The organism is Limnohabitans simekii (SeqCode), assembly GCF_965234735.1.
Lineage (GTDB): Bacteria > Pseudomonadota > Gammaproteobacteria > Burkholderiales > Burkholderiaceae_C > Limnohabitans > Limnohabitans simekii.
Genome location: NZ_OZ248540.1, coordinates 298,602 through 320,209, shown reverse-complemented (window position 1 = coordinate 320,209; position 21,608 = coordinate 298,602). Strand labels below are relative to the sequence as shown.

Sequence of the window (21,608 nt, the reverse complement as noted above, 5' to 3'; positions counted from 1 at the left end):
ACCATGACCGATTTGAACCAAACTTTGTTTGACCGCGCCCGCCAAGTGATTCCTGGCGGCGTCAATTCACCTGTTCGCGCTTTTCGCGCGGTGGGAGGCACACCGCGTTTTGTGAAGCGTGCCCAAGGCGCTTATTTTTGGGACGCCAATGACCGTCGCTACATCGATTACATCGGCTCGTGGGGCCCGATGATTTTGGGCCACGGCCACCCGGCTGTAGTTGAAGCCGTGCAAAAAGCCGTGCTGGAAGGTTTCTCGTATGGCGCACCCACCGAGCGCGAAATTGAACTTGCCGAAGCGCTGTTGAAACTCATGCCCTCGATGGACATGGTGCGCTTGGTCAGCTCGGGCACCGAAGCGGGCATGAGCGCACTGCGCCTGGCACGCGGTGCCACGGGCCGCAGCAAGATCATCAAGTTTGAAGGCTGCTACCACGGCCACGCCGACGCGCTGTTGGTGAAAGCCGGTTCCGGCTTGGCCACCTTTGGCAACCCCACCAGCGCAGGCGTACCCCCCGAGGTGGTGCAGCACACCTTGGTTTTGGAATTCAACAACATCCCGCAGTTGGAAGAAGCGTTTGCTTTGCACGGCCAAGAGCTGGCTTGTTTGATGATCGAACCCATTGCCGGCAACATGAATTTCGTGCGGGCCAGCGTGCCCTTCATGAAGCGCTGCCGCGAGCTGTGCAGCCAGCACGGCGCCTTGCTGGTGTTTGACGAGGTGATGACCGGCTGCCGCGTGGCTTTGGGCAGTGCGCAAAGCGTGTATGCGAAGTCTTTGCCTGGCTTCGAGCCCGACCTCACCGTGCTGGGCAAAGTCATTGGCGGCGGCATGCCGCTGGCCGCGTTTGGCGGTAAACGCGCCGTCATGGAACAGCTGGCCCCGCTGGGCCCGGTCTACCAAGCAGGCACCTTGAGCGGCAACCCCGTGGCCACCGCCTGTGGTTTGGCCACCTTGCATGAAATTTCCAAGCCCGGTTTCTTCGACGCGCTGTCGGCCCGCACCCAAAGCTTGGTCGATGGTTTGAAAGCCGCTGCTGCCAAAGCAGGCGTGCCGTTCAGCGCCGATTGCCAAGGCGGCATGTTTGGCTTTTTCTTGCTGCCCGAGCTGCCGCAAAACTACGCCAAGGTGATGACCAGCGACAGCCCCAAGTTCAACAAGCTGTTCCACGGCCTGCTGGACAAGGGCGTGTACATCGCGCCAGCACTTTACGAAGCAGGCTTCGTGAGTGCTGCACACAGCGCCGAGGACATTACCGCCACGGTACAAGCCGCGGCTGATGTGTTTGCCACGCTTTGATGCGCAAAGTCGCCTTTTCGCTGGGCGTTTTGTTGGCCACGATGGCTTGGGCTGACGGTTCCTCAGAGAGCGCACCAGCAGCCACCCCACCCCTGGCCGCGCGGCACAGCATCTGGCTCAACCCCGGTTTTTACTCGGCGCACTTTGACACCAACAAGGGTTTGCGCAACGAGAACTTCGGCTTTGGCGTGGAAGTGCAAATCAATGAAGACTGGTCGGCCACGGCGGGCCGGTTCATCAACAGCGACAGCGCCCACTCCAGCTACGTGGGCGCCTACTACCAGCCTTTCACCTTTGCCAACGGCAAATGGGGTGTGGTGATGGGCGCTTTCAACGGCTACCCCAAGGCGTTTGACGGTGGCTGGTTTCCTGCCGTGTTGCCAGTGGCCAGCTGGGAAAGCCGCTGGGTTGGCCTGAATGTGGCGCTGGTGCCGCCGCTGCAAGACCGCTTGTATGGCGCGGTCACGTTTCAGCTCAAGGTCCGGGTGCAGGATTGATTCTGTTGAGAATATCGTAAGTACTTGATTTTATTGAATATTTTTATATAGGTGTTCAAAATTGCAAAGGACTTTGTCGAGATTTAACGCAAAGGGCTCAGCTTGCTAAGCGCCGACCAACCCCACACCTGCACGCCCTCACGCTCATGAGAATCGGTGCCGCCGTAGACCAGTGAGGGCTGGAAGCTTTCTTCGCCCGCAAACTTTTGCCACTTCTTCAGGCCATCGGTCCAGTCGCTGGCGAAGGTACTGCCGGACTTGATTTCAATGGCTTGCAGCCCTTGGGCGCTTTCGATCAGCACATCCACTTCATTGCCCACGCTATCGCGCCAGAAGTACAGATCACGCGCCTGGCCGGCATTGAGCCGCTGCTTCAGGAGTTCGCTCACCACGAAGGTTTCAAACAGCGCACCGCGAGCGGCATGGGTGTCCAGGCTGGCGGCGTCACGAATGCCCAGCAGCCAAGCGGCCAAGCCCACATCGCAGAAATACAGTTTAGGCGCTTTCACCAAGCGCTTGCCGAAGTTGCGGTGGTGCGGCTGAAGCAAGCTCACGATGTAACTGGCTTCCAGCACCGACAACCATTGCTTGGCCGTCACCGACGAGATGCCGCAATCTGCGCCCAGAGATGTGAGGTTCAACAACTGGCCGCTGCGGGCGGCGCACATCTTCACGAAGGTTTGAAACTGCGACAAATCGCGCACCGCAACCAACTGCCGCACATCGCGCTCGATGTAGGTGCTGATGTAGTTGGCAAACCAATCTTGCGGCGACACATCGCGGTCGTACAGCGCCGGATAGCCACCTTGGAGCAGGGTGGTGTTCAAGTCTGTGGGCGCCTTCTGAGACGCGGCCAGCTCATCAGCACAAAGCGGCAGCAACTCGACACGCCCCACGCGTCCCGCCAGGGTTTGGGTGACACCCACGATCAAGTCGAACTGTGCCGAGCCGGTCAACACAAAGTCACCCATGATGCCGCGCTCATCCACCCAGCCCTGCAACCAGGACAGCAACTCGGGGCAGCGCTGCACCTCGTCGAGCACCGCACCCTGGGGAAAGCGCTGCAAAAACCGCTTGGGGTCTTGCAAGGCAAACGCCCGCTCGTCGGGGTTCTCTAAGGACACATAGATTTTGCTGCTGAACACCGACTTGGCCAGCGTGGTTTTGCCCGACTGCCGAGGCCCAGTGAGCACGACCACGGGAAAGCCTTTGGCCAGGCGTTCTAGTGTGGGGGTGGCGTTACGGGGAATCATTTTTGCAATTTTAAAGTTGGAATTTAAATTTGCATAGATTTTTCATGAAACCCGTGCTGGATTTGTTCTTTTTCTGGGGCTGAGGGCACCCTTCCCAATCTGGCTTGTAGGGCTCAAGCCAACACTTGCAATCGACTGAGGTTGAACCTCTCAAAATCTTGGTCGAAAGTGACCATCGTCAAACCGGCGGCCTCGGCGGTGGCGGCCAACCAGGCATTGGTCCACAAGCGGTTGGGCAGCGGCGCGGTGTCGGTGCCCAACAAGCTTTGCACATGCGCCTCCAAGCCCAACGGCTCGAGCAACAAACCCACGGCGGGCGTGGACAACCATTGTTGGTAAACGGCCATGGCAGACGGCAGACTCAGCACATCCGTGCCCAATACTTTGGGTTGCGCCAGCAAGCGCACCAGCGCCAGCATGGTGCTGCGGCAAAACCACAAAGGCGTGTTGCTGGTGCAAGCCTCCTGCCAATAGGCCGTGGCCCGGGCGTGAAACGGGTGGGGGGCGTAGGACAGCGCCAGCCAGACATTGACGTCGGGCAAGTCCCCCGAGGCCAGCCGCCATGAGGCTGGCACCTCAGCGACTTTGAAGGATTTGGCGGGCTCGCTCATCGTCTTCTTCGCTGAGGATGTCGGACAGATCGGCAGAGGTGAGTTGGCTTGGCAGCAAGCGCATGGGCGCCGTGCCCGCGATCAGCGGCCGCGCCTGAAAGCGCTGTTGGGCATCGACCAGGTCGCGGGCGGACAGCCCTTTTTCAACCAATTCCACCACCAAGTCGCGCAAGGTCCTGCCCTCTTGCGCCGCACGGGTTTTGAGGTGCTTGAACAGCGGGTCTGGAAGATCGAGGGTGGTGCGCATGAACGCAGTTTCGCACAAAAACATATTTGTGCGCAATGGGTGGCGGTTGGTTTTCCTGTGAAGGTTCAGGTTCAGGACTGAAATGACGCCTTCAAAATTAATCCAATGGATTAGAATTCTGCACATGCTGACCATCGCAGAACTCCCCTAATACACCCGCAAAGCCCAGCGCAATGAATTGGCCGAATTGGTTGATTTGCTGGTGAAATTATGGATTCAGGACTGAATGGAAAAACCATGTCAAAAGCATTCAACAGCATCAAGCAAGGCCTGACAGAAGCCATTGCGCATGCCAAAAGCAAGGATGACAAAGTAAGCGGTGTCAAGCTTTACCAACCGCATGCTGTAGATGTTTCCAACCTGCGCCAGCGCTTGAGCTTGACGCAAGAACAGTTTGCAGCGCGCTTTGGTTTTTCGGTCGCAACCTTGCGCCATTGGGAGCGCGGCGATCGGTCTCCCAGCGGCGCTTCGCTGGTGTTGCTGAATGTGATTGACCGCAATCCCGCTGCTGTGCTTGAAGCTTTGCAATAAATTCCGACTATCTACATTCGGCCAGGCGCGCCGGTGTCATCAAAAGCTTGCGTGGACTTAAGCTCATGCCCAGCCGCGTCTTGGGTCGCCATGCGCAGAACCGCATGATCTCGGCAAATGGTGAATCGACGCCTTTGGAAACCCTTGATAAGGCACTCCAAGACATCGCTTCTGACTATGGCCCGCGGACAGCAGCTTGGGTAGCGCTCAAGATGGAATATCCGGGCTACTGAAATCAACATTCATCTGTTACTTTACATACAATGTACATATGATAAAGTTTGAATGGCACCCAACCAAATCATCTGCCAACCTGAGAAAACACAATGTGTCTTTTGAGGAAGCGCAAACCGTTTTTTATGATGAAAACGCGGTTCAATTTTTTGATGAAGAACACTCGGCTGACGAGAATCGGTTTCTGTTGTTGGGCATGAGTATTGAAGCCAAGCTATTGATCGTTTGTCATTGTGAACGTCAGGATGGCGAAGTCATCCGAATCATTTCAGCCCGCAAGGCCACCAAGCGTGAAAGCGTGTTTTACAAAGGTACCTGACATGAAAGCCGAATACGATTTCTCCAAGCTCAAAGCTCGAAAAAACCCCTACGCCTCAAAACTCAAGAAGCCCGTGACCATGCGCTTGTCTGAAGATGTGGTGGTGTATTTCAAAAGCATGGCCGATGAAGCTGGCGTCCCTTATCAAAGCCTCATCAACTTGTATTTGCGCGATTGCTTGGCCAACAAGCGCAAAGTTCAAATCCATTGGCCCAAACTGGCTTGAAGATTTCAAGTTAAAAACAAAAGCAAGGGTGGCGTTTTGGTTGACGCCAAGCTGCTGGCAAGCCCCACGCTCAATGCCTGAAGTGCCTCACGCCCGTGAACACCATCGCCACGCCGCGTTCATTGGCGGCCTCAATCACTTCTTGGTCGCGCATCGAGCCGCCGGGCTGAATCACGCAGGTGGCGCCCTGGTCCACCACCACATCCAAGCCATCGCGGAACGGGAAAAACGCGTCGCTGGCCACCGCCGTGCCTTGCAAGCTCAGGGACGCGTGGCCTGCTTTGATGGCGGCAATGCGGGCTGAATCGAGTCGGCTCATCTGACCCGCCCCAACGCCCATGGTCATGCCGTTGGCGACAAACACAATCGCGTTGCTTTTCACGTACTTGGCCACTTTCCACGCGAACAACAGGTCTTGCATTTGTGCGGGGCTGGGGTGCTGGGTGGTCACCACTTGCATGTCGGCCATGGTCAGCACATGGTTGTCGGCGGTTTGCATCAACAGGCCTGAGCCCACGCGCTTCACATCCACCATGTTGTGGCCATTGGCCCAGGCGTTGCTGCCGCCAGGTGGCAAGGCAATTTGCAGCACCCGAACATTGGCTTTGGCTTGCAACTGTTGCAGCGCCTCGCCGGTGAAGGACGGCGCAATCAAGACTTCCACGAACTGCTGGCCCAGCGCTTGCACCGCAGGCAAATCCACCGGGCAATTGAAAGCGATGATGCCGCCAAATGCCGAGGTGGGGTCGGTTTGATAGGCCTTTTTGTAAGCGCCCAAGGCGTCGTCGGCCACCGCCACGCCGCAGGGGTTGGCGTGTTTGACGATGACGCAAGCAGGCGTGTCAAAACTCTTCACGCATTCCCACGCGGCATCCGCATCGGCGATGTTGTTGAAGGACAGTTCTTTGCCTTGCAACTGACGCGCTGTCACCAAGGAGCCCGGCGCGGGGTTCGTGTCTTGGTAGAAGGCGGCCAATTGGTGCGGGTTCTCGCCGTAACGCAGGTCTTGCAGCTTGATGAAGCGGCCATTGGCTTGGCCGGGAAACAAGCTGCGTTGCTCGGTTTCCAAATTCAAGGACGACAAGTAATCGCTGATGGCGCCGTCGTAATTGCTGATGCGGTTGAAAGCGGCCACGGCGAGCTTGAAGCGGGTGTTTTCGCTCAAGCCGCCATTCGCTTGCCATTCGTCCATCACCGCTTGGTACTGCGAAGGGTCGGTCAGCACCGCCACGTGTTTCCAATTTTTGGCGGCGCTGCGCACCATGGCGGGGCCACCAATGTCGATGTTTTCAATCGCGTCGTCCAAGCTGCAATCGGGCTTGGCCACAGTGGCTTCAAACGGGTAGAGGTTGACCACCAACAGGTCGATGGTTTCAATGCCGTGGTCTTGCAGCGCTTGCATGTGCTCGGGCAGGTCGCGCCGCGCCAGCAAGCCGCCGTGGACTTTGGGGTGCAAGGTTTTCACGCGGCCATCGAGCATTTCAGGAAAGCCCGTGAGGTCGGCCACTTCGCGCACTGGCAAGCCTTGCGCACTCAACAGTTGCGCGGTGCCCCCGGTGGAAATGAGCTTGACGCCCAGCGTGTGCAGGGCTTGGGCGAGCTCCACCACATCGGTTTTATCGGACACGGAAATCAGGGCATTCATGAATCGTCTTTCGAGGGGCGGCCAGCGCCCAGTATGCAGTGCCGTCAGAGCAGCTTGTGTTCGCCGAGTTTTTTGCGCAAGGTGTTGCGGTTCAGGCCCAACCAAGCGGCGGCTTTGGACTGGTTGCCTTCAGCGTGTTTCATCACCACATCGAGCAATGGTTTTTCCACAAAGCGAATCATCAGGTCGTGCAGTGCTTCAGGTTCTTCGCCGCGCAAGTCTTTGAAGTAGCCTTCCACGCTGTGGCGCACCACGTCTTCAATGTTTTTCTTGCTCATTCAACAGTCTCCAAAATGCCGGGGGCGGCGATGGGCACCAAACGGTCGCCCAGGACCGCCACGCGGTCAAAGTAATCGGCCACGGCCGCCAGTTGGGCGTCGCAATCGTCAATCCGGTTCATGGCTTGTCGAAATGCTGTGGCATCCATCAAGCCGTTCGTGTACCAAGCGATGTGTTTGCGGGCACTGCGCACACCGATGTGGGTGCCGTACAAGCTGTAGTGGTCTTGCAAATGGTGCAACAGCAAGCGCTTCACCTCGGCCACCAAGGGCGGTGCCAACAATGTGCCGTGCTGCAAGAAATGGTCAATCTCGCGAAAAATCCAAGGTCGGCCTTGGGCGGCGCGGCCAATCATCACGGCATCTGCGCCGGTGGCTTGCAACACCGCTTGGGCTTTCTGGGGTGAATCAATGTCGCCATTGGCCACCACCGGAACACCCACAGCGGCTTTGACTTGCGCGATGCTGTCGTACTCGGCTTGGCCTTTGTAGCCTTGCTCGCGGGTGCGGCCATGCACCGTGATCATTTGCACCCCGGCGCTCTCGGCTTGACGCGCAATGGACACCACGTTGCGGTGCTCGGCGCTCCAACCGGTGCGCATCTTCAAGGTGACGGGGGCGCCATAGGGCTGGGCTGCATTCACCACCGCTTGCACGATGGACAGGGCCAGGTCTTCGTCTTGCATCAGCGCCGAACCCGCCCATTTGTTGCACACTTTTTTGGCGGGGCAGCCCATGTTGATGTCGATGATTTGGGCGCCGCGTTCGATGTTGTAGCGGGTCGCTTCGGCCATCATCTGCGGCTCGGTGCCCGCGATTTGCACCGCAATGGGGCCGCTCTCGCCGTCATGGTTGGCGCGGCGCGAAGTCTTCAAGCTGTTCCACAGGTCGGGCCGCGAGGTGACCATTTCGCTCACGGCATAACCCGCGCCCAGCTGTTTGGCCAGCATGCGAAACGGCCTGTCGGTGACGCCCGCCATGGGCGCCGCAAAGACGGCGTTGCTTGTCTCGAACGGACCAATGCGCATAGGGAAGAAAGTAGACCTGCTTAAAAAGGAGGCACGATTCTAGCCATCTAAGCCAGAGATTTGTATTTTTATTTTTTGAGCGTATTCATGGGTTTTACGCCCTCTTACACTGCACAAACAATGGATTTTTTCTTGCAAACCCTCTTGACAAACTTGGCCACGCCCGAATGGGGTTTGGTGATTTTGTTTGTCTGTGCAGTGTTGGCCGCCACCCTGCTGCCCATGGGCTCAGAACCAGTGTTGTTGGCCTTGTTGTCCTTTCACCCTGAATTGCTGTGGACGGCTTTGGCTGTAGCCACCGTGGGCAACACCTTGGGCGGAGCCATCGGTTGGTGGATGGGCTGGGGAGCTGAGCGCTTGATGGCGAAACACTTGCACCAAGACCATGTCACCATCCACATGCGGGCACTGCGTTGGTTGGAGCGCATCGGACCCGCAGCGTGTTTGGGTGCATGGTTGCCCATCATCGGCGACCCGCTGTGTGTGGTGGCCGGTTATTTGCGCCTGCCGTTTTGGCCCTGTGTGGCTTTCATGGCGGTGGGCAAGGCGCTGCGCTACGCGATGTTGGTATGGGGTTGGACTTGGCTCATCAGCTTGTTTTGAAGCTCAAACGCCGACCCACCAAAATGCCGCTTGCACATACAGCGGAATGCCCACCAAGATGTTGAGCGGAAATGTCATGCCCAAGGACATGCCAAAGTACAGCGTTGGATTGGCCTCTGGGATAGCGTGGCGAAGCACGGCAGGCACAGCAATATAAGACGCACTGGCCGACAACACCATCAGCAAAGCAAGATCGCCGGGGCTCATGTTCAACCAACCGCCCACCACCATGGCCAAGCTGGCATGCACGGCAGGGGCCAGCAATGCATAAAGCAACAACGTCACTGGTTGCCCTTTCAACTTGCCCATATTGCGTGCGGCCAGCAAGCCCATGTCCAGCAAAAAGAAAGCCAGCATGCCTTTGAACAAATCCACAGAAAAAGGCTTCATCACTTCTTGGCCTTGTTCGCCAGAGAAAAAGCCAATCAACATGGCACCCAACAGCAACAACTGCGCCCCATCGGTCAGGGCTTCATGCCAGACATGACCCATGCCCGTCACTTGCGGGGTGGCTTGCAAGCTGCTGCCGGTGTAGGTGCTGCGCATCTCAGCGCGAGCCTTGTTGGCCATGAAAACAGCCAGCAAAATGGCGGGCGACTCCATCAAGGCCATGGCTGCCGCCATGTGGCCCCCATAGGGCAGTTGGTGGGTATCCAGATACTGCACGGCGGTGATGAAGGTCACCGCACTCACTGAGCCATAAGTGGCTGCAATGGCCGCCGCATCAAACCGGCCAACGATGGTTTTGAGAAACACGTAGCTCAGCAGCGGAATGGCCGAGGCCATGGCCAATGCCGCCCCCAAGCTGATCAATACTTGCGCATTCAGCCCAGATTCGGCCAATGCAAAGCCACCTTTGAGACCCAAGGCCATCAGCAAGTACAAGGACAAAAATCTGGAAATGGCCGGCGGAATTTCCAGATTGGATCGAACCAGACCCGCAAATACCCCGAAGACAAAAAACAAGATGGCGGGGTCGATGAAACTTTGCATTCAGACTTTCAGGTGGTCAATCGAAGATGTCGCTCAGCCAAGATTTTTGATGCCGGTGTTTGTATCCGTGGTGCTTGTCATCGTCGTCATATTTTTGATAACGCTGCTCTCTTGGCGCAGGCTGCGATGCGACTGGATTGGCACTGGCTGCACGTTCGAGCAGTTTGTCCAACTCGCCACGGTCGAGCCAAATTCCTCGGCAAGCGGGGCAATAATCGATTTCGACACCTTGCCGATCGGCCATCACCAAGGTCTGGTCTTTGCATTGGGGACATTTCATGATGTGTGATTCCTGTGAAGGTCAAAAAATAGCCCTCGGACGAGGGCTGAATAATCAGTCGCTGTTGCCACCGATGCCAAACAAGGCCAGCAAACTGGTGAATAAATTAAACACCGAGACAAACAAACTGACCGTGGCCATCACGTAATTGCGCTCACCACCATTCACGATTTGACTGGTTTCAAACAAAATCAGACCAGCAGACAACAAAGCCACCATGGCTGAAACAGCCAAGCTGAGCGCGGGTATGTCAAAGAAGATGGCGGCCAAACCTGCCAACATAGCGATGATCATGCCCATGAATAAAAAGCTGCCCATGAAGCTGAAGTCTTTGCGACTGGTCAAGGCGTAGGCAGACAGCGCCATGAAAGTCACGCCAGTGGCCCCCAAGGCCATGCTCACGGTTTGCGCGCCTCCGGGGACAGACAGGTAGTGGGTCAGGATGGGTCCCAAGGTGTAGCCCATGAAACCTGTCAAGCCAAATACCAGCGGCAGAGCCCATGCACTGTTTTGCAAGCGATGGATGGCGAACAACAAACCGAAATAGCCGATCAAGGTCAACACCAGGCCCGGTGAAGGCCATTTCCATGTGACTGCAGCCGCGGCCACACTGGCACTGAAGATCAAGGTCATGGCCAACAACGCATAGGTGTTGCGCAAGACTCGTTGAACTTCCAGAGAATGGCTGCTTTGCCCTGTGGCTGGGTAGAGGGTGTTGTCAGACACGGCGGTGCTGAATGGGTTTTGATTCATGAAAAATCTCCTTTCAAGAAGGCCTCAACCATAGGGCCTCCACCCACAACTAAAAAGCAGATAATTCCTAAATATCCTTCCTAAAAATACTGACCATGAGCACCCCATTCAATTACAAGCATCTTTATTATTTTTGGGTCGTGGCCAAGGAGGGGGGCATCTCTAAAGCGGCCCAAAAACTGGACATGGCCGTGCAGACTGTGAGCACCCAAGTGCGAGAACTGGAGAAAGAGTTGGGCTGCGAACTGCTCAAGCCTGCCGGTCGCGGCTTGGCACTGACAGAGGCAGGCATGGCGGCCATGCAGCAAGCTGACCAGATTTTTCAGCTGGGAGAGGGTTTGCCTAACTTGGTGCGGGATGCGGCAAGCACCCCCGGCGTGCGTTTGTGGGTCGGCATCAGCGATGGTTTGCCCAAGCTCGTGGTGCATCGCTTGTTGCAACCCATCATCACTGAACCTCGGCTGCGCTTGCTGTGCCTGGAAGGTCAGTTCAACGAACTTTTGGGTAATTTGGCGCTGCACAAACTCGACATGGTGATCTCAGACCGGGCTGCACCCAGCAACCCCAACATCAAGCTCTACAGCCATGCCTTGGGCACGTCCACCATCGCTTGGTATGGCACAAAGGCTTTGCTGGCCAAGTCCAAAAAGCCATTTCCGCACAACTTGGCAGAGTTGCCTGTGTTGCTGCCCACCGCCCATACGGCCATCCGTGACAGGCTCGAGCATTGGTTTGAACAACACCACATCAAACCCCACCTGGTTGGAGAGTTTGAAGACAGTGCCTTGCTCAAGACTTTTGGCGCCAGTGGCATGGGTGTGTTCCCAGCGGCAGAATCAGTGCAAGAGGAATTGATTTCCCATTACGCGGTTGAGCGCATGGGTCGCAGCGCTGGAGTGACAGAGCATTTCTATGCCATAGGCACAGAAAAAAGGGTGCAACATCCGCTGGTTCAGCGTTTGTTGCACCCAACCCCAACTTGAAAAATCTTCAGGCGTCAGCTTTGCGGGGGGCGCTGCGAACACTCAGGACCATGGTGATGGCCAGGATGCCGATCACCACGCCCAAGGAAACGGCGACGGGAATTTTGTAAATGTCGATCAAACACATCTTGGTGCCAATGAAAACCAAAATGACCGCCAAACCGTAGTTGAGCAAGTGAAATTTATCGGCCACGGCCGCCAACAGGAAGTACATCGCGCGCAAGCCCAAAATCGCGAACACGTTGCTGGTGAGCACAATGAACGGGTCGCTGGTGATGGCAAAAATGGCGGGAATCGAATCCACCGCAAAAATCACATCGGTGAGCGCAATCAAGCTGATCACCATCAGCAAAGGGGTGGCGATCTTGACGCCGTTTTCCATGGTCCAAAACCGCTCGCCGTCATAGTTTTGGCTCACCGGCATCCATTTGCGCAATAACTTCAAGGCAGGGTTGTCGTTCAAGTCGGGCTCTTGGCCCGCTGCCCACCACATCTTGATACCCGTGAGTATCAAAAAGGCACCAAACACATACAGCACCCAATGGAACTCGGAGAGCAACCAGCCGCCCACCAAAATCATGATGGTGCGCAGCACTATGGCGCCGATGATGCCGATCATCAACACGCGCTTTTGGTAAGCCTTGGGCACCGCAAAGTAGGTGAAGATCATCAGGAAGACAAAGATGTTGTCCACCGCCAGTGATTTTTCAATCAGATAACCGGTCAGAAACTCAAGGGATTTGGTGTTGGCCAACTCGATTGAACCGGTTTCGTCCTTGATGGCCCACCAAAACAAACCATTGAAGACAAAACTCAAGGCGATCCATATCAAGGACCAATTCAAGGCTTCTTTCATTCCCACATCGTGAGCGCCTTGTTTCTTGAGAACCACAAAATCAACAAAAAGAGAGGCCAAAACGATGGCGATGAATGTGATCCATAACCAAAGAGGTGCAATCGTGTCCATAGCGTCCTTCACCAAACAATGGACGGCAGTGTAAATTTGAATATCCATTTTTTCGTGACAAAAATCAGTTTTTACTTCGTAAAAATCTGATTGATATATCGTTTTTAACTGACCGGAAATGTCTGAGGCTATTCAAGAATAGGACTTTCACGATCCTCACATTGCTTTGAAAAAGACCCCTCAAACCGCTCAACCACCCGATTCGGAACGCCCTTGGTTACCCAATCGATCTCAACTTGCCCAACACCCTTGGCTCAAACCTTGGGCACCGCGCCTGTTGGATGCGCAGCTATGGCGCTTTCAGCATGAAGCGGTTGCCAGAGGTGTGGCCGTTGGTTTTTTATGGGCCTTCTTGATCCCAGCAGCACAGATCGTGGCTGCCGTGGTCCATTGTGTTTGGTGGCGCGCCCATATCCCGTCAGCGGCCGCCATGACCATGGTGACCAACCCTTTCACCATCGGTTTTTGGCTTTGGCTGGCCTACCAAACCGGTTCCACAATTTTGGGTGTGAGCACGCCTGCACCAGCTGGGCTGGAAAACCTGAGTTGGGATTTGCTGATGGCCTACGGCGGCCCGATCATGCTGGGCATGGGTTTGTTTGCCTTTGGTGCGGCAGCGGCAGGCTATTTGTTGGTGAAAGCCGCTTGGCGAATCAGGGTGGCGCTGTTGCGGCGCAAACGGTGAGTGGGGGCGCGGGTCAAACCGCGGCCAAACGCTGCACCGTATCGGGGTATTTTTCAACCAATCGAATCAACAAAGCCGCATGCGCATTGGGCTTAGAGCGTCCTTGCTCCCAGTTTTCCAAAGTGCGCAAGTTGGTTCGCAAGCAGCGCGCAAACACCGCACGTGACAAATGCAGACGCTCGCGCAGCGCCAGCAGTTCTTGGGCTGTGACTTGCGGGGCAGGTTTTTCTTCCACCACATGGGTCCGCAGTGTTTGCTTGCCCAAACGCGCCTTGCCCAAGGCGTCAAAGCCTTCAGTCAGTTCTGCCATCAGGTTCCGCTTGGTCATTGCCGCGCCTCCAATTCGTGTTTCAACATGTTTCTGAGCAGCTTTATTTCACCCGATTTCAAGTCTGTCATTTCGTCTTTGTTGAACAGCGTGAACAACCAAAACTGGCTGGCGGCGGCCCACCAAAAATAAACCACACGCAAACCGCCACGCTTGCCCTTGCCGCGAACGGCATCGCCATGTCGCAACTTGCGCAAGCCGCCAGCCCCTTCGATGACCTCCCCGGATTCTGGGTGTTTCATCATGGCCTGTTGCAATGCGCGAAAGCCGTCGTCATCCAAATAGTGTGTGCGATGGCGGGAAAAAGCGGGCAACTCGACAAATACTGCTTTCATTTCAATTATACGCAAATAACGTATGGTTTGAAGATGATGTCAGCGTATGCGTTTTTAAAAAGGCGGATTCAAGTTCGAAGCGCAACGCGCTTGAGCGATTGATGAAACACCTCTGAGGGTGTTTTGAATCCCAATCTTTTTCTTGGTCTGTTATTCAATCTGTTTTGAATCATTCTAATTTCCTCATCGCTGACTGTGGACATGGCTCGTTTCTTTGGAATGTATTGGCGCAGCAAACCGTTGAAGTTTTCATTGCTGCCCCGTTCCCAGCTGGTAAATGGTCTGGCAAAGTAGGCCGTACTTTGAAGTTGTTGATCAATATGCGCATGCGCTGCAAACTCTTTGCCGTTGTCAAAGGTCAGTGTCTTGACCCTGGCAGCCATTGGTTTGAGCTTGTCCACAATGGCTGAGCTTACTAATTCAGACGTCTTTTTTTCTACCTTGGCCATCACGGCATACCCGCTCTTGCGCTCGACCATCGTCACAACAGCCCCTTTGTGGCTGGTACCAATGACGGTGTCGCACTCCCAATGACCCACTTGTCTTCTTGCTTCAATATGCAAGGGGCGATCGCTCAAAGGCCGTCTGTTGGGGATTTGTCCTCGCCGGTCCCGTCCACCTGCATAGCGCTTTCTCTTTTGCTTCTGACAGCGCAAGTTCTTCCAAAGCGTCCCGCCTTGAGCCTTGTCGGCATAAACACGCAGGTAAACCGTCTCATGGCTGATGGGCAGCTTGCTCGCAATCTGCTCCGGGCTCCATTGCAATTGCAGCAGCAACTGCGCTTGGTCATTCACCCAAGCTGGCACCGTATTGGCGTTACGGCTGTTCTGCGCTCGATCAGCAGACATCTCACAAGCCTGCTTGGGGCGGTAACCTCGAGAGCCAGTGTTGCGGCTCAACTCCCGACTGATGGTGGACTTGTGCCGGTCCAGCAGTTTGGCTATTTGAGACTGATCGTGTCCGGCTTTCATAAGGGCATGAATCTGATATCTTTCAGCTTGGCTGAGGTGTTTGTAGGTCATAAGCAACTTCGACTGCCAGGTCAAGAAGCTTTGAATGCTAAACATTCTCAGCCACCTAACCATTAGTTAATCAAAGTTGCACTTCGTGCTTGAATCCACCATTACAGAAGTTTCAGCTTCAGCTTTACTACTAGGCGCACCTTTAATCAAAAAGAAATGACTAATTAATGCTTTTGCAAAAAGTGAATAAATACATATATAAATTCACAGAGTCATTTAACACCATAATTTTTTAATATTTTTTCTTTTTCTTCAACACCCAAATTTCTATTAATAAAATAATTTAACAAATAATTTCCACCAGGTTGAAAGTTTAAATCACAGTTCAAACAGTGACCTTTTGTAGCGCTTATTAATCCTTTCTCGATCTCTGCACTATCCAATTGAACCACCAGTTGCTCCTGATGACAAACAGGACATCGAAAATCTTCGCACAGTTCCCAGCCATCATGTAACATTTTTCTTAACTCTTCTTTAACTTCAAACTCGATCAGTCCGCTAAGATTATGCTGATTAAGTGCATCATCTTGCCACATTGGTTCATTAATTAATGATCGTTTTATCCAATGTCGCAATATAAGAGAAGAATTGACTGCGGAAATATTTTTACTTATCGCATCACCACCATTAATTTTTATTACAACATTTAAGTGATCGAATAAGTCTGGATCTAGGCTAGAAATAAAATCAATGTGTAATTCAGGGTGACTTTGGGTATACAAGAAAAACGCAGGAAGTCCAATTGAGAAAATTAATTTAGCAGCAAGATCATCATCTTTTGGTGTATATCCAAAATGTACAATGTTATTTCTTAAAATTCTAAAATTTTTGAAATCAAAACTAGGGGCCTCTTTGGGAAGAGTTGCATTTATATCGCCTAATATTTCCGCAAAATTATCATTCTTTTCTGGCCCTTTTTTAGATGCAGCTTTCCAAGCACTTTCCAGAGCCATTGCGCAACTTGCCAATGCCGAAGGATACCTATTTAAAGAAACCAATAAGAGACAAGTCTCCAAACTTTGAAGGGCGCTGGCAAGTGGTGGATTTTTCCGGAGCAGTTTAAATTGAAAATCTGCTAAATTAGTGAAAAAAATAAAATGCGGTCGCTCTGTCATCACTTATGATCCCATATATAAATTAAATAATAATTAAATACTCTAAAATTATTAGCGAATAATAATTGTAATCATTATTGAGACAGGCTAATTAACTTCAAACCAATCCCTTTGCTGAGATACGGTGGATCGCAGATCGACAAGGTCCAAATAGCGAGCTAGAGTCTTAAAATACTTTGCCATAGCTACATAGTCTTGGAGTTCGTGAGCAGTTATTGTCATCACTTCCCAGTTGTTTTCTCGAAGTCGAGCTCGAATAATACGATCACGCTCAGCGGTTTGTGGGTTTCCATGTAGACGGCTGCTTAACCCATCTAAGTAGATTGCTACTGCACGCAAATCGGCATCATCCGGTCTGTAAATCGCGTCTGGGGTCGTTGTGCCTAAGCCAGATCCAAGTTGTATCTGTTCCTGCCATGATGTTGCCTCTGGGAACCCTGCAGCTAATAGCATTGCACGAAGTCTGCGTTCAGCGGCGTTTACTGGCGACATTGCACCTGTGGGTACCGTACCTCCATAGTGCATCGCGGGAATAGCGCGTGCCAATTTCATCTGAGGTCCTGAGGACTCGAGGAATTGCAAAGCGCGGTGTCGATCCAATTGTGGGTGATAAAACGCGTTTCGATAGGTCTGCAGACAGTCAGTGCATGAGGTCTGACACGCAGAGGGACAAGTTTGAACGATCTTGATCGCTTCATCGCGAATCTCTTGAAATCTGTCGACTAGTTGCTCAAGTAAGCCCGAACCGCCCGGCATGGGATCAATAAGGCATCCTGTCACCTCATCGGAGCCCATTTGGCCCATTACTAAGATCTGCATGTCCTCAGGGACCATTTCAATGCGGTTGGCAGCGGCGAGTCGAATTGATTCCAGAACACTGTAAGCTTCTATTTGGTCGGAAAACCCTTGGAACTTGAACGCATCAGCAACAACATCAGCATGGAGTGCAAATTCCTGCGCCGCGTCCTTGGTGCCGCCACCACAACGTTCTCGGTGCCCCGTCTTGAAATTTGTTTTTTGTATTTCCGATGCGAGCGGGGATACGCTGTCGCCGCAAACTGAGCAAATTAGGTAGCCAAAATTAATTCTTCTTTGGATTTCAGTGGTACAACCCACATTAGCCATTCTGAGATGCATCGCCTTAATTAGGTGCACTTCCTGAACACCCCATGAGTAAACATTTCCGCCGGAGTGGCGGTTTCGTTCGTACCCTAAAACAGCCACGCCCATTTGAAACCGGTGATCTTCCTCGTCTGATATTTGTGATGTGTGAACAAGGTCTACGTCATCCATTGGGAGAGACTGCAAGACTCGAGAAGTAAGTGACGGCGCAGTACCAGCATCTACTTCGCGCAAAGCACTTCGCGATATCGTGACTTCCAGTACGGCAGATTCCCGCTCCTCTGCTGGGAGCAATTGATAACACCGACTGACGAAGCGATGCCCATTGGCGTAAATTAGATTTCCTGGCACATACTCCCTCAGCGCCATCAGCGGCGGGCGAGGTAGGTAGAGCTCTCCAGCATCCTTAGATTCCCAGAAGGGAATTTCAGCTGTCCCCAAAATGGTGCCTCGCTCCAACCCATATCCCGGTAGAAAACCCTCTAGCGCTAAAACGCTATAGGTAATGGTTTCATCCCTACCTTCACCCTCTGATTTCTTCTTTTTAAGCTCCCCTTTAATACGCTTGATATAGCGCTCACACCGGCGGCGAATAGCCTCGTCACCAGGTTCAAGCGTTCCGGTATTGGCCTGCAATTGATTGAGACGAGTGACGGTCTGGTGAGCCCAGTTCAGTCGCCGCTGAAGTCGAACCATAACTGCCCGCAATTGCAGGGTAAAGCCCTCGACCGCCTCCCGCAAACACTCATCTGTAACTACCGCGTAGTCCTCGGCGGGCCATCCAGCAGCAAATACCTCTTTCACATGGTTCAACAAATCTAACGACCGGCTTGAAACTGACTGCTCAATAGCGCTTAGATCAGGCAGGCTACTTCTGATTTGGTTACCGTCAAAGAGCCATGCCCGCACCGTAGTAGGAACGGCAACAGTAAGAATGTCTTTAAGACTGGGGTTGGTCCGTGCTTCCTGATGCAAACGCGTCAACACTGTGGCATGAATATGACGCCGCACCATCAGTTGGTTCGAAAGATTGAATGTCGGAGCGTCAATACCACCGCCCAAAAGCTTCTCTGGCGAGGCAAAGTAGGACCGATCGTGGCTGACGTCTCGGCAATATGTAACGTCCACCGCCATTCGGTTGCGTCGTCCCGCCCGCCCCACTCTTTGCCAATAGTTTGCCGGTAGTGGCGGTACATTCCGCATTAGGACAGCGTCCAAAGCCCCGATATCTACCCCCATTTCAAGTGTCTGTGTGCAGACGAGGCAATTTACCGCGTTCGATGCTGGATCCTTGAACCAATTCTCAATTCGTTCCCGTTTGTCATGGGGAACCATAGCCGTATGCTCCTCAGGACGGATGAGATCGTAGTTTCCGTCGAGGAGATGCAAGTTGTAGTCGTCAGAGTCTTCCGCAACAAATACCAGAGTTCCTTTACATCGCCATGCAGCACATAAATCTTTTGGCGTGCGTCTTGCAGTACGGCGGCTACATCGCTTGCATTTCCAGACACCTTGAGCTGAGAGCAGTTCAATCTTGCCCAAATCAATCTGATAAAGCCCGCTTTGAGCTGGAAGGGGCCGCCCTTTGGCTCCAATCAAGTTCACGGGAATCAACCATTTCCCTTCGGCTAGAAACTTGAGCAAGTTCTCCAAAAATTCAGCTAGGTTCTCATTAGACACTCCCCATTTGCGAACAGCTTGTTTTATGGAGGTATCACCCGAAAGACCATTCCACTGCAAGACATAGCTTTTGTTGTCATCGGCAGCACGTGTTAGTTTGGTTCCCTTTGGCGGATCCATCTCTGGAAGATAGCCATTCTGAATTTCCAAATCGCCATCGTTCCAGAATTTGCTGAATGTGTGATGCACTGGATCGAAGAGCACGCGCTTGCGCCTCAGGTAATCCAGCAATGTGAGTATTCCAGCGCATAGTTCCTCTGGAGGAAGACCCAAGCTGCGGGAATGATTCAAGATGAACGGCAGGTTTGCCGTCAGTCCGATGTAATCGATCCTCATGCGCCCCCACGGTTCAAGCCCGAGCACCTGACCGGGGGATAGGGTGATTTCCCGGAGGATCGCCATCCGTAGAAATTTCTCACGTTCTTTACGATGATTCTGACCGGCATCGAGAGGGACCACCCGCCAGACCTCGGGCAACAAGGCTCGTGAAAGCGCTTCTTGTTGCTCAAACATTTGGGATAGCGAAAGCGCTAAATCTCCAACGCCCTGTGATCCCTTCTTGAGTTCCTCTGCGATCAATGATCTCAGGCGAAAGCGACGCGCGTGGTCCCTCATCCATCCTGCCTGAAATGCAGCGTCCTGCCGGTTATCGCAAAAGACGAGCAAGCGTTGCGGATCCAAATTGTTGACCATGTCCTGAGCGAGCACATGAATATCCGCTACGGGCGTTGTCTTGACAGGGCGGGCTGGTTCACGATAGCGACCACCCCAACGCCTACCGTTGGCATCGCAGCCGACACAACGGCTCAGCTGGCCTTCGTTTTCTTCCTTGGTCTGGATAGAGTGCAGGGGCACTTTCGTATCACTTCGACCACAGTGACTGCAGGTTGGTCCGTCCTGCTCATGGAGAGTCCCGCAATGGCGACAGAGAAGAACTTGCACCATTTTTTCGTCGGGCAGATCCTCTTCTGAAACAAGCCCGTCGACTAAGACGCAGCGCTTTCCACTCTTTGCCGAATCGAGAGGCTCCCAGTATCGAGAGTTGCCCGCAGCCTGACCACCACCGAGAGTCTTAGAAGTATGGTGAAAATCGTGAAGATGCGTGGTGAAATAGTGCTGACCGCAGGTCGTACAGGTGGATACCGGCATTCGGAAGTGGCTGACCTCCAAATCTGTCTTTTCAGCAGAAAGGTGCAAAACTGGATCATTACCAGGACCGGGGAATGCCACTGTCCCGCCACCAATACCCCTGAGGAAGGCATGCACTACAGGCCGGACCAGAGGTCGACCATCCCTCATTGCAATTGCGCCAAGGATCAGCCACGAGAGAAGCTCTTCCTCTACAACAGGCCTCCCGAGAGCCATTTCGAGACCTTTTGCTGCGTCTCCAAGTGCCATTGGCTGTTCAAGCAATCGCGCAGATTGGAAGACGGGCTCTGAAGCTGAGAGCTGATCGTAGAGGGTTGATTGGAGGTCTCCAACAAGTGGCAACTTTCGACCAGAAAGAGATGTGAAAGCCTCAATAATTTTCTGATCTGGACCGTCCACCGCATCTACACACTTCTGGAGCACCCCAGCGGGGTCCTTTGGGGCAAGGGTGTTCCATCTTTTTTGAGGCCATACTTGTGCGGCATAGGACTCACCCACGGTGACTACGTCAGCGGCCTGTACGCCGAAGAATCGGCTGGCAAACCTTATCGCAGCGTTAGGATCCTTTGGATCTAGAATCGTCGCTGAAGTTGCAATACACGTCGTTTCCCCTGGGGCCTTCTCGCAATAGTGCAGCAATCGGCGGACTAGGCAGGCTGTTTCTGCTCCTTGCGCGCCAGTGAAGGTATGGGCTTCATCGAAGACTAAGTAATCTAGACGTGCATCTGCAAATAGTTCCACGTCCGTCTGGCGCGTTAATAGAAGTTCCAACTGATTGACGTTGGTCAATAGGATTCTCGGCTGTTTTCCTTCGGTCCGCATCTCTTCGCGAGAGCAGATCTCTTCTGCTGGATAAACGGTTTCGCCAGACCCGAGTAACCGCACTGCCTCTAACTCCGATTCATAGTCTGCCCGTGAGGCGCCCATTGAAAGACGTCGACCGGAGACGTCGGATTTCTTACGAGGCGTTTTACCTACATACATTCCGAATGAAATGCCCGTGCCTGCAAGTAGGCCACGAAGGCGAAGGAGCTGATCCTCGGCCAGCGCATTCATTGGATAGACCAATACGGCCACGATACCTGGAGCGGTATTTTCATCCCGCAGTTTTAGGCATCGACTAATGACAGGATAGAGGAAACACTCCGTCTTACCAGAGCCGGTACCAGTCGAAATCAGCGTGGTCCTTCCCGCTTGTATCGACCGGATGGCCTCTTCCTGGTGCTGGTAAACATTTGAAATCGCCGTGGGTATACGCTCCCGCAGAAGCGGGTGAAGCAAGCCGTCGTCGATCAATTTCTGTACCAAGCAACCCTGCTCAAACGGACGACTAAGCGTCAAATAAGGCCCCTTGAGAAGTGGCGTTGCCCGCGTCTTCTCCAGTGAAAGTAAGTCACGCATCTGCTTCCTTAACCGCGAGTCCGC

Annotated in this window: 24 protein-coding genes; 9 read left to right on the top strand and 15 right to left on the bottom strand. The window is 53.6% G+C overall.

Annotated elements, in window-relative coordinates; all coding sequences use genetic code 11:
* Positions 1–3 precede the first annotated feature (3 nt).
* Entirely contained in the window at positions 4–1,299 is a 1,296-nt protein-coding gene (gene hemL / locus AC8GFP_RS01605; RefSeq protein WP_506609605.1) for a glutamate-1-semialdehyde 2,1-aminomutase, read from the top strand.
* A complete protein-coding gene (locus tag AC8GFP_RS01600) occupies positions 1,299–1,796 on the top strand; it encodes a hypothetical protein (RefSeq protein WP_506609603.1) in 498 nt (165 codons plus the stop codon). The genes hemL and AC8GFP_RS01600 overlap by 1 nt, the downstream gene beginning before the upstream one ends.
* A gap of 83 nt (positions 1,797–1,879) precedes the next feature.
* Here the strand turns inward: AC8GFP_RS01600 and AC8GFP_RS01595 are convergent, their stop codons facing one another.
* The 3 genes from AC8GFP_RS01595 to AC8GFP_RS01585 all read right to left on the bottom strand — a co-directional run bounded on the left by AC8GFP_RS01595 (position 1,880) and on the right by AC8GFP_RS01585 (position 3,907).
* The gene (locus tag AC8GFP_RS01595; protein ID WP_506609602.1) at positions 1,880–3,049 is read right to left on the bottom strand and encodes an ATP-binding protein; all 1,170 of its coding nucleotides are present in this window, start codon (positions 3,047–3,049) and stop codon (positions 1,880–1,882) included.
* Positions 3,050–3,162: 113 nt separating this feature from the next.
* Positions 3,163–3,660, bottom strand: a complete 498-nt coding sequence (locus tag AC8GFP_RS01590) for a TA system VapC family ribonuclease toxin (RefSeq protein WP_506609600.1) — start codon at positions 3,658–3,660, stop codon at positions 3,163–3,165.
* Positions 3,626–3,907 (bottom strand): hypothetical protein, encoded by a 282-nt coding sequence (locus AC8GFP_RS01585; RefSeq protein WP_506609598.1) that lies wholly within the window; start codon positions 3,905–3,907, stop codon positions 3,626–3,628. The genes AC8GFP_RS01590 and AC8GFP_RS01585 overlap by 35 nt, the downstream gene beginning before the upstream one ends.
* Before the next feature lie 237 nt (positions 3,908–4,144).
* Between AC8GFP_RS01585 and AC8GFP_RS01580 the strand changes: the two genes are divergently transcribed.
* The 4 genes from AC8GFP_RS01580 to AC8GFP_RS01565 all read left to right on the top strand — a co-directional run bounded on the left by AC8GFP_RS01580 (position 4,145) and on the right by AC8GFP_RS01565 (position 5,217).
* On the top strand, positions 4,145–4,438 hold the full coding sequence (locus AC8GFP_RS01580; protein ID WP_506609596.1) for a helix-turn-helix domain-containing protein: 294 nt from the start codon (positions 4,145–4,147) through the stop codon (positions 4,436–4,438).
* Between the two features lie 65 nt (positions 4,439–4,503).
* Entirely contained in the window at positions 4,504–4,671 is a 168-nt protein-coding gene (locus tag AC8GFP_RS01575) for a hypothetical protein (protein ID WP_506609594.1), read from the top strand.
* A 38-nt stretch (positions 4,672–4,709) separates the two neighbouring features.
* A complete protein-coding gene (locus AC8GFP_RS01570; RefSeq protein WP_506609592.1) occupies positions 4,710–4,991 on the top strand; it encodes a BrnT family toxin in 282 nt (93 codons plus the stop codon).
* Between the two features lies 1 nt (position 4,992).
* Entirely contained in the window at positions 4,993–5,217 is a 225-nt protein-coding gene (locus tag AC8GFP_RS01565; RefSeq protein ID WP_506609590.1) for a BrnA antitoxin family protein, read from the top strand.
* A 70-nt stretch (positions 5,218–5,287) separates the two neighbouring features.
* On the opposite strand, the gene purH is transcribed toward AC8GFP_RS01565, so the two are convergent.
* From purH to dusB, 3 genes are read right to left on the bottom strand one after another with little or no spacing between them, the layout of a single operon-like run.
* Positions 5,288–6,862: a bifunctional phosphoribosylaminoimidazolecarboxamide formyltransferase/IMP cyclohydrolase gene (purH, locus tag AC8GFP_RS01560; RefSeq protein WP_506609588.1), complete on the bottom strand. Its 1,575-nt coding sequence runs from the start codon at positions 6,860–6,862 to the stop codon at positions 5,288–5,290.
* A 44-nt stretch (positions 6,863–6,906) separates the two neighbouring features.
* The gene (locus AC8GFP_RS01555; RefSeq protein ID WP_506609586.1) at positions 6,907–7,140 is read right to left on the bottom strand and encodes a helix-turn-helix domain-containing protein; all 234 of its coding nucleotides are present in this window, start codon (positions 7,138–7,140) and stop codon (positions 6,907–6,909) included.
* Positions 7,137–8,168, bottom strand: a complete 1,032-nt coding sequence (dusB, locus tag AC8GFP_RS01550; RefSeq protein WP_506609584.1) for a tRNA dihydrouridine synthase DusB — start codon at positions 8,166–8,168, stop codon at positions 7,137–7,139. The genes AC8GFP_RS01555 and dusB overlap by 4 nt, the downstream gene beginning before the upstream one ends.
* Positions 8,169–8,288: 120 nt before the next feature.
* On the opposite strand from dusB, the gene AC8GFP_RS01545 reads away from it, so the two are divergent.
* Positions 8,289–8,771, top strand: coding sequence for a YqaA family protein (locus tag AC8GFP_RS01545; RefSeq protein WP_506609582.1), 483 nt, complete (start codon positions 8,289–8,291; stop codon positions 8,769–8,771).
* 3 nt (positions 8,772–8,774) lie between these two features.
* Here AC8GFP_RS01545 and AC8GFP_RS01540 read toward each other — a convergent pair whose 3' ends face one another.
* From AC8GFP_RS01540 to AC8GFP_RS01530, 3 genes are read right to left on the bottom strand one after another with little or no spacing between them, the layout of a single operon-like run.
* Positions 8,775–9,764 (bottom strand): sodium-dependent bicarbonate transport family permease, encoded by a 990-nt coding sequence (locus tag AC8GFP_RS01540; protein WP_506609580.1) that lies wholly within the window; start codon positions 9,762–9,764, stop codon positions 8,775–8,777.
* A 16-nt stretch (positions 9,765–9,780) separates the two neighbouring features.
* Positions 9,781–10,044: a TFIIB-type zinc ribbon-containing protein gene (locus AC8GFP_RS01535; RefSeq protein ID WP_506609579.1), complete on the bottom strand. Its 264-nt coding sequence runs from the start codon at positions 10,042–10,044 to the stop codon at positions 9,781–9,783.
* Between the two features lie 54 nt (positions 10,045–10,098).
* The gene (locus AC8GFP_RS01530; RefSeq protein ID WP_506609578.1) at positions 10,099–10,797 is read right to left on the bottom strand and encodes a Bax inhibitor-1/YccA family protein; all 699 of its coding nucleotides are present in this window, start codon (positions 10,795–10,797) and stop codon (positions 10,099–10,101) included.
* 95 nt (positions 10,798–10,892) lie between these two features.
* On the opposite strand from AC8GFP_RS01530, the gene AC8GFP_RS01525 reads away from it, so the two are divergent.
* Positions 10,893–11,780 (top strand): LysR family transcriptional regulator, encoded by an 888-nt coding sequence (locus AC8GFP_RS01525; RefSeq protein WP_506609576.1) that lies wholly within the window; start codon positions 10,893–10,895, stop codon positions 11,778–11,780.
* Between the two features lie 7 nt (positions 11,781–11,787).
* Here AC8GFP_RS01525 and AC8GFP_RS01520 read toward each other — a convergent pair whose 3' ends face one another.
* Positions 11,788–12,747 (bottom strand): TerC family protein, encoded by a 960-nt coding sequence (locus AC8GFP_RS01520; RefSeq protein WP_506609574.1) that lies wholly within the window; start codon positions 12,745–12,747, stop codon positions 11,788–11,790.
* Positions 12,748–12,913: 166 nt separating this feature from the next.
* Here AC8GFP_RS01520 and AC8GFP_RS01515 point away from each other — a divergent pair, with 166 nt between their 5' ends.
* The gene (locus AC8GFP_RS01515) at positions 12,914–13,432 is read left to right on the top strand and encodes a DUF2062 domain-containing protein (RefSeq protein WP_506609572.1); all 519 of its coding nucleotides are present in this window, start codon (positions 12,914–12,916) and stop codon (positions 13,430–13,432) included.
* Between the two features lie 13 nt (positions 13,433–13,445).
* Here AC8GFP_RS01515 and AC8GFP_RS01510 read toward each other — a convergent pair whose 3' ends face one another.
* The 5 genes from AC8GFP_RS01510 to AC8GFP_RS01490 all read right to left on the bottom strand — a co-directional run bounded on the left by AC8GFP_RS01510 (position 13,446) and on the right by AC8GFP_RS01490 (position 21,584).
* Positions 13,446–13,760, bottom strand: coding sequence for a helix-turn-helix domain-containing protein (locus AC8GFP_RS01510; RefSeq protein ID WP_506609570.1), 315 nt, complete (start codon positions 13,758–13,760; stop codon positions 13,446–13,448).
* A complete protein-coding gene (locus AC8GFP_RS01505; protein ID WP_506609568.1) occupies positions 13,757–14,095 on the bottom strand; it encodes a type II toxin-antitoxin system RelE/ParE family toxin in 339 nt (112 codons plus the stop codon). Before AC8GFP_RS01505 ends, AC8GFP_RS01510 begins: the two co-directional genes overlap by 4 nt.
* 68 nt (positions 14,096–14,163) lie before the next feature.
* The gene (locus AC8GFP_RS01500; RefSeq protein WP_506609566.1) at positions 14,164–15,117 is read right to left on the bottom strand and encodes an IS30 family transposase; all 954 of its coding nucleotides are present in this window, start codon (positions 15,115–15,117) and stop codon (positions 14,164–14,166) included.
* A gap of 212 nt (positions 15,118–15,329) precedes the next feature.
* A complete protein-coding gene (locus AC8GFP_RS01495) occupies positions 15,330–16,232 on the bottom strand; it encodes a hypothetical protein (RefSeq protein ID WP_506609564.1) in 903 nt (300 codons plus the stop codon).
* A gap of 87 nt (positions 16,233–16,319) precedes the next feature.
* The gene (locus tag AC8GFP_RS01490; protein ID WP_506609562.1) at positions 16,320–21,584 is read right to left on the bottom strand and encodes a DEAD/DEAH box helicase family protein; all 5,265 of its coding nucleotides are present in this window, start codon (positions 21,582–21,584) and stop codon (positions 16,320–16,322) included.
* Positions 21,585–21,608 lie beyond the last annotated feature (24 nt).

Excerpts from the sequence above, each read along its gene's own strand:
- hemL (WP_506609605.1), top strand. The coding sequence starts at position 4 with ATGACCGATTTGAACCAAACTTTGTTTGACCGCGCCCGCCAAGTGATT.
- AC8GFP_RS01600 (WP_506609603.1), top strand. The coding sequence starts at position 1,299 with ATGCGCAAAGTCGCCTTTTCGCTGGGCGTTTTGTTGGCCACGATGGCT.
- AC8GFP_RS01595 (WP_506609602.1), bottom strand. The coding sequence starts at position 3,049 with ATGATTCCCCGTAACGCCACCCCCACACTAGAACGCCTGGCCAAAGGC.
- AC8GFP_RS01590 (WP_506609600.1), bottom strand. The coding sequence starts at position 3,660 with ATGAGCGAGCCCGCCAAATCCTTCAAAGTCGCTGAGGTGCCAGCCTCA.
- AC8GFP_RS01585 (WP_506609598.1), bottom strand. The coding sequence starts at position 3,907 with ATGCGCACCACCCTCGATCTTCCAGACCCGCTGTTCAAGCACCTCAAA.
- AC8GFP_RS01580 (WP_506609596.1), top strand. The coding sequence starts at position 4,145 with ATGTCAAAAGCATTCAACAGCATCAAGCAAGGCCTGACAGAAGCCATT.
- AC8GFP_RS01575 (WP_506609594.1), top strand. The coding sequence starts at position 4,504 with ATGCCCAGCCGCGTCTTGGGTCGCCATGCGCAGAACCGCATGATCTCG.
- AC8GFP_RS01570 (WP_506609592.1), top strand. The coding sequence starts at position 4,710 with ATGATAAAGTTTGAATGGCACCCAACCAAATCATCTGCCAACCTGAGA.
- AC8GFP_RS01565 (WP_506609590.1), top strand. The coding sequence starts at position 4,993 with ATGAAAGCCGAATACGATTTCTCCAAGCTCAAAGCTCGAAAAAACCCC.
- purH (WP_506609588.1), bottom strand. The coding sequence starts at position 6,862 with ATGAATGCCCTGATTTCCGTGTCCGATAAAACCGATGTGGTGGAGCTC.
- AC8GFP_RS01555 (WP_506609586.1), bottom strand. The coding sequence starts at position 7,140 with ATGAGCAAGAAAAACATTGAAGACGTGGTGCGCCACAGCGTGGAAGGC.
- dusB (WP_506609584.1), bottom strand. The coding sequence starts at position 8,168 with ATGCGCATTGGTCCGTTCGAGACAAGCAACGCCGTCTTTGCGGCGCCC.
- AC8GFP_RS01545 (WP_506609582.1), top strand. The coding sequence starts at position 8,289 with ATGGATTTTTTCTTGCAAACCCTCTTGACAAACTTGGCCACGCCCGAA.
- AC8GFP_RS01540 (WP_506609580.1), bottom strand. The coding sequence starts at position 9,764 with ATGCAAAGTTTCATCGACCCCGCCATCTTGTTTTTTGTCTTCGGGGTA.
- AC8GFP_RS01535 (WP_506609579.1), bottom strand. The coding sequence starts at position 10,044 with ATGAAATGTCCCCAATGCAAAGACCAGACCTTGGTGATGGCCGATCGG.
- AC8GFP_RS01530 (WP_506609578.1), bottom strand. The coding sequence starts at position 10,797 with ATGAATCAAAACCCATTCAGCACCGCCGTGTCTGACAACACCCTCTAC.
- AC8GFP_RS01525 (WP_506609576.1), top strand. The coding sequence starts at position 10,893 with ATGAGCACCCCATTCAATTACAAGCATCTTTATTATTTTTGGGTCGTG.
- AC8GFP_RS01520 (WP_506609574.1), bottom strand. The coding sequence starts at position 12,747 with ATGGACACGATTGCACCTCTTTGGTTATGGATCACATTCATCGCCATC.
- AC8GFP_RS01510 (WP_506609570.1), bottom strand. The coding sequence starts at position 13,760 with ATGACCAAGCGGAACCTGATGGCAGAACTGACTGAAGGCTTTGACGCC.
- AC8GFP_RS01505 (WP_506609568.1), bottom strand. The coding sequence starts at position 14,095 with ATGAAAGCAGTATTTGTCGAGTTGCCCGCTTTTTCCCGCCATCGCACA.
- AC8GFP_RS01500 (WP_506609566.1), bottom strand. The coding sequence starts at position 15,117 with ATGACCTACAAACACCTCAGCCAAGCTGAAAGATATCAGATTCATGCC.
- AC8GFP_RS01495 (WP_506609564.1), bottom strand. The coding sequence starts at position 16,232 with ATGACAGAGCGACCGCATTTTATTTTTTTCACTAATTTAGCAGATTTT.
- AC8GFP_RS01490 (WP_506609562.1), bottom strand. The coding sequence starts at position 21,584 with ATGCGTGACTTACTTTCACTGGAGAAGACGCGGGCAACGCCACTTCTC.